The organism is Streptomyces sp. NPDC006655 (assembly GCF_040703965.1).
Taxonomy (GTDB): domain Bacteria; phylum Actinomycetota; class Actinomycetes; order Streptomycetales; family Streptomycetaceae; genus Streptomyces.
Genome location: NZ_JBEYJU010000208.1, coordinates 1 through 5,111 on the forward strand (window position 1 = coordinate 1; position 5,111 = coordinate 5,111).

A 5,111-nucleotide genomic window follows, 5' to 3' on the forward strand; every position below is an offset into this window, starting at 1 on the left:
CTCGGCTTCGGCAACGTGGTCCCGGCGACTGTCGAGGGCGCGGCCGCGGTGACCCCGTGGGGCAAGCTGCCGGTGCCGGAGGGCTCGGGACAGGGCCCCAGGGCCCTAGACGGCGAGAGCGGGCACGGGCGGCATCGGCCGGCGGCGGATCACCAGGGCCATCAGGGCCGCCGCCGCGCACAGGGCGCCGGAGGCGTACCAGACCATGTCGTAGGTGCCGAAAGCGTCGCGGGCGACGCCGCCGAGCCAGGCGACGAGGGCCGCGCCGACCTGGTGGGAGGCGAGGACCCAGCCGAAGACGATGGCGCTGTCCTCGCCGTACTGCTCGCGGCACAGGGCGAGGGTGGGCGGGACGGTGGCGACCCAGTCCAGGCCGTAGAAGACGATGAAGAAGATCATCGGCGGGTGGATCGACGGGCCGAGCAGCATCGGCAGGAAGAGCAGCGAGAGGCCGCGCAGGGCGTAGTAGACGGCGAGCAGGCGGCGGGGTTCGAAGCGGTCGGTGAACCAGCCGGAGGCGATGGTGCCGACGACGTCGAACACGCCGACGACCGCGAGCAGCGAGGCCGCCGCGGTGACCGGCAGGCCGTGGTCGTGGGCGGCGGGCACGAAGTGGGTCTGGATCAGGCCGTTGGTGGAGGCGCCGCAGATCGCGAAGGTGCCGGCGAGCAGCCAGAAGGGCCCGGTGCGCACGGCGGAGCGGAGCACCCCGATCGTCCGGCGGGCGGCGCCGGTGACCGGCGGCGGCTTGGGCACGAACTGGTCGGCGCCGTACGGCCTGAGGCCCACGTCGGCCGGGTGGTCGCGCAGCAGCAGCCAGACGAAGGGGACGACCGCGAGGGCGGCGAGGGCGACGGTGACGGCGGCCGGGCGCCAGTCGTACGTCTCGACCATCCAGGACAGCAGCGGCAGGAAGATCAGCTGGCCCGAGGCGGAGGCGGCGGTGAGGATGCCGGTGACCAGGCCGCGCCGGGTGGTGAACCAGCGGTTGGTGACGGTGGCCGCGAAGGCGAGGGCCATCGACCCGGAGCCGAGCCCGACCAGCAGGCCCCAGCAGAGCAGCAGCTGCCAGGCCGCCGTCATCCACACGGTCAGGCCCGAGCCGAGCGCGATCACGGTCAGGGCGACGGCGACCACACGCCGTATGCCGAAACGGTCCATCAGGGCGGCGGCGAAGGGCGCGGTGAGCCCGTACAGCGCGAGGTTGACGGAGACGGCCGCCCCGATCGTGCCGCGCGACCAGCCGAACTCCGCGTGCAGCGGGTCGATGAGCAGGCCGGGCAGGGAACGGAAGGCGGCGGCGCCGATGATCGTGACGAAGGTGACGGCGGCGACGAACCAGGCGCGGTGGAGACGCGGTGCGCGGGCCGGCTTCGGGTGCTGGAGGACTGCTGCGGGTTCGGTTTGCTGGGGCACACCATAAAGCTTCGGCCAGCCGGTTCACTCCATCGAGTGGCCCGAAGGACAGGGTTCGCTAGGATCGGGCCATGGACAGTGAGCCCGACGAGCCCGGTGCGCCCGGTTTCCGCCCGCACCGGGTGGTCGTCCTCGCCCTGGACGGTCTGCTCCCCTTCGAGCTGGGCATCCCGCACCGCATCTTCGGCCGCCCCAAGGACCGCCGGGGCCGCCCGCTGTACGAGGTCGTGACCTGCTCGGTGCGGCCGCCGGGACCGGTCGAGACCGACGCCGACTTCGCGATCCACGTGGCGCACGGACCTCAGGCGCTGGCCACCGCCGACACGGTGATCGTCCCGGCCTCGTACGAGCTGGGTCCGGTCTTCGAGGAGGGCGTCCTCACCCCCGAACTGGCCGCCGCCCTGGCCCACATCCGCCCCGGCACCCGGCTCGCCTCCATCTGCACCGGCGTCTACGTCCTGGCCGCCGCCGGCTACCTGGACGGCCGCCCGGCGACCACGCACTGGGCCGAGGCGGACCACCTCCAGCGGCTGTTCCCGCGCATCGAGGTCGACCCGGACGTCCTGTTCATCGACGACGGCGACGTGCTGACCTCCGCCGGGGTGGCCGCCGGCATCGACCTGTGCCTGCACATGGTCCGCCGCGACCACGGCACCGCCGTCGCCAACGAGGTGGCCCGCCGCACCGTCGTACCCCCGCACCGGGACGGCGGCCAGGCCCAGTACATCCACCGCCCGGTCCCCGACCTCCAGACGGCCACCACCACGGCCGCCCGCGCCTGGGCCCTGGGCCGCCTGCACGAACCCATCCAGCTGCGCGACATGGCCGAGCAGGAGGCCATGTCGGTACGGACCTTCACCCGCCGTTTCCGCGAGGAGACCGGCGTCAGCCCGGGCCAGTGGCTCACCCGGCAGCGCGTCGAACGCGCCCGCCACCTCCTGGAGTCCACCGACCTCTCCGTCGACCAGGTGGCCAGGGACGCCGGCTTCGGCACCGCCCAGTCGATGCGCCAGCACCTCCAGACGGCACTGGGCGTCACCCCGACCGCCTACCGCCGCACCTTCCGTACGCAGACCACGCGGACCGTCAGAACGTGAGCACCCCCCGGGCCACCCGTCCCGCCTCCGCGTCCGCGCGGGCCTTCTCGAAGTCCTCCACCGGGTAGGTCGCGGTCACCAGTTCGTCCAGCATCAGGCGGCCCTGCCGGTACAGCTCGGCGTACAGGGCGATGTCGTGCTGGGGACGGGAGGAGCCGTAACGGCAGCCCAGGATGGACTTGTCCAGGAACATGGAGGCGACGACGAAGGACGCCTCGGCGGTGGCGGCGGGCACGCCGAGGAGGACCGCCTGGCCGTGCCGGTCGAGGAGGTCGACGGCCTGCCGGACCAGTTCGACGCGGCCCACGCACTCGAAGGCGTGGTCGACGCCGTGCGGCAGCAGGTCCTTCACCCCGTCCGTCGAGGTCAGGAAGTCGGTCGCGCCGAACTGCCGGGCCACCTCCTCCTTGGCCGGGTTGGCGTCCACGGCCACGATCCGCAGCGCGCCCGCGAGCCGCGCGCCCTGGATGACGTTCAGCCCGATCCCGCCGGTGCCGATCACCAGCACGGTGTCGCCGCGGTCCACCCGGGCCCGGTTGAGCACCGCGCCCACCCCGGTCAGCACCCCGCAGCCGATCAGCGCGGCGGACGTCAGCGGGATGTCCTTCGGGATGCGCACCGCCTGCACGGCCCTGACGAGGGTGCGTTCCGCGAAGGCGGAGTTGCAGGCGAACTGGTAAACGTTGCGTCCACCGCGGGTGAACGGCTGCTGGGGGCGCCCGACGGCCTTGCGGCACATGGTCGGCCGCCCCCGGTCGCAGTCGGCGCACGCCCCGCAGTTGGCGAGCGTGGAGAGCGCCACGTGGTCGCCCGGCGCCACATGGCCGACCCCCGCACCCACCGCCTCCACCACTCCGGCGCCCTCGTGGCCGAGCACCACGGGAACGGGGAAGGGTATGGTCCCGTCCACCACGGACAGGTCGCTGTGGCAGAGCCCGGCCGCCGACACGGCCACCAGCACCTCACCCGGCCCCGGCTCCCGGACGTCCAGGTCGTCGACCACCTGGACCTGCTTCCCGTCGAACACCACACCGCGCATCACGACTCGACCCCCTTCGGTTCCCTCGGCAGACCGAGCACGCGCTCGGCGATGATCGTGCGCTGGACCTGGTCCGAACCGCCGTAGATGGTGTCGGCCCGCGAGAAGAGGAACAGGTGCTGGGCGGTGTCCAGTTCGTACGGCGCGGCGGCCGACCAGTCGGCCGGGCCGACGCTCGCGGCCGCGCCCCGCACCAGCACGGCGAGCTCACCGAGCCGCTGGTGCCAGCCGGCCCACAGCAGCTTGGCCACGCTGGGCGCGCCCGGCTCGGCGGCCGAACTCCCCAGCGTCCGCAGGGCGTTCCACCGCATCACGCGCAACTCGGCCCACTGCCGCACCAGCCGCTCCCGGACGACCGGATCGGCGGCCGCGCCGCTCGCCACGGCGTCCCGCACCACCCGGCCCAGTTCCTCGGCGAACCCGATCTGCTGGGCGAGCGTGGACACCCCCCGCTCGAAACCGAGCAGGCTCATCGCCACGCGCCAGCCGTTGCCCTCGCCGCCGACGACGTGGTCGGCGCGCGCGTACGCGCCGTCGAAGAAGACCTCGTTGAAGTCGCTGGTGCCGGTCAGCTGCCGGATGGGCCGGACCTCGATGCGACCGGGCTGGTCCATGGGCACGAGCAGAAAGCTCAGCCCGTGGTGCCTGCGGGAGCCGGGCTCGGTCCGCGCGAGCACGAAGCACCAGTCGGCCTCGTGGGCGAGGGAGGTCCAGATCTTCTGCCCGGACACCCGGTAGCCGTCCGCCTCCCGGACGGCCGCGGTCCGCACCCCGGCCAGGTCCGACCCGGCGCCGGGCTCGCTGTACCCCTGGCACCACAGCTCCTCACCGGCGGCGACGGGCGGCAGGAACCGCGCCTTCTGCTCGGGCGTGCCGTGGCCGAGGAGCGTCGGGGCGAGGAGGTTCTCCCCGATGTGCCCGGAGCGCGGCGGCGCGGCCGACCGGGCGTACTCCTCGGCCCAGACGACCTGCTGCGTGAGCGTGGCGGTCCGGTTCCCGTAACCGGATTCGGCCCACCCGAGCCCGATCCACCCGTCGGCCCCGAGCATCCGCTCCCACCCGCGCCGGTCCACCCCACCGCCGACGTGCGCCCGGAGCCAGGCCCGTACCTCCCGGCGAAACGCCTCGTCCTCCGGCACTGAACCGAACTCCACGGTGCCCTCCAAAGCTTGTTCGGGTTACGGCCGCACGGAAAACCGCCGGCCACCGCCGTGGGGGCCGATCACCGTCGCGGCGGAAGAAGAAAGCGGACAGAACCTCGAAACGCCGGTGCGGACAGCGAACTCAGGGGCGCTGGGGGTCCCCCCGGCCGAAGGCTGGGGGAGGAACTGCTCGAGGAACCACGGCGGCGCCGCACTCGCCCACACACCGCACCCCAACGGCGAGCAGGCACTCGGCACCCCCACCCCCCCTAGGGCCCTTCTGATGGATCTCCGTGGCGGAGCGGCGTTCGGTGCGTGCGATCGGCGTGCGGGGTGGCGGATCATGTGGCGGAGCCACCTGGCCCGCCACCCCGTGCGTCGAGCGTGCGTGCCGGGCGTCGCGACGCCGCGGAGATC

General features: G+C 73.6%; 4 protein-coding genes. 1 reads left to right on the top strand and 3 read right to left on the bottom strand.

Annotated elements, in window-relative coordinates; all coding sequences use genetic code 11:
- Positions 1 to 105: 105 nt before the first annotated feature.
- Positions 106 to 1,416 carry an MFS transporter gene (locus tag AB0958_RS44400; protein WP_366896173.1) on the bottom strand — a complete coding sequence of 437 codons (1,311 nt, stop codon included), beginning with the start codon at positions 1,414 to 1,416 and terminating at the stop codon, positions 106 to 108.
- A gap of 71 nt (positions 1,417 to 1,487) precedes the next feature.
- Between AB0958_RS44400 and AB0958_RS44405 the strand changes: the two genes are divergently transcribed.
- The gene (locus AB0958_RS44405; protein ID WP_366896174.1) at positions 1,488 to 2,513 is read left to right on the top strand and encodes a helix-turn-helix domain-containing protein; all 1,026 of its coding nucleotides are present in this window, start codon (positions 1,488 to 1,490) and stop codon (positions 2,511 to 2,513) included.
- Here the strand turns inward: AB0958_RS44405 and AB0958_RS44410 are convergent.
- Both AB0958_RS44410 and AB0958_RS44415 read right to left on the bottom strand, forming a co-directional pair.
- Entirely contained in the window at positions 2,503 to 3,552 is a 1,050-nt protein-coding gene (locus AB0958_RS44410) for a Zn-dependent alcohol dehydrogenase (RefSeq protein WP_366896175.1), read from the bottom strand. The two genes, AB0958_RS44405 and AB0958_RS44410, sit on opposite strands and share 11 nt — an antisense overlap.
- On the bottom strand, positions 3,552 to 4,706 hold the full coding sequence (locus tag AB0958_RS44415) for an acyl-CoA dehydrogenase family protein (protein ID WP_366896176.1): 1,155 nt from the start codon (positions 4,704 to 4,706) through the stop codon (positions 3,552 to 3,554). Before AB0958_RS44415 ends, AB0958_RS44410 begins: the two co-directional genes overlap by 1 nt.
- Positions 4,707 to 5,111 lie beyond the last annotated feature (405 nt).

Coding starts and splice junctions, on each gene's coding strand:
- AB0958_RS44410 (WP_366896175.1), bottom strand. CDS start 3,552: ATGCGCGGTGTGGTGTTCGACGGGAAGCAGGTCCAGGTGGTCGACGAC.
- AB0958_RS44405 (WP_366896174.1), top strand. CDS start 1,488: ATGGACAGTGAGCCCGACGAGCCCGGTGCGCCCGGTTTCCGCCCGCAC.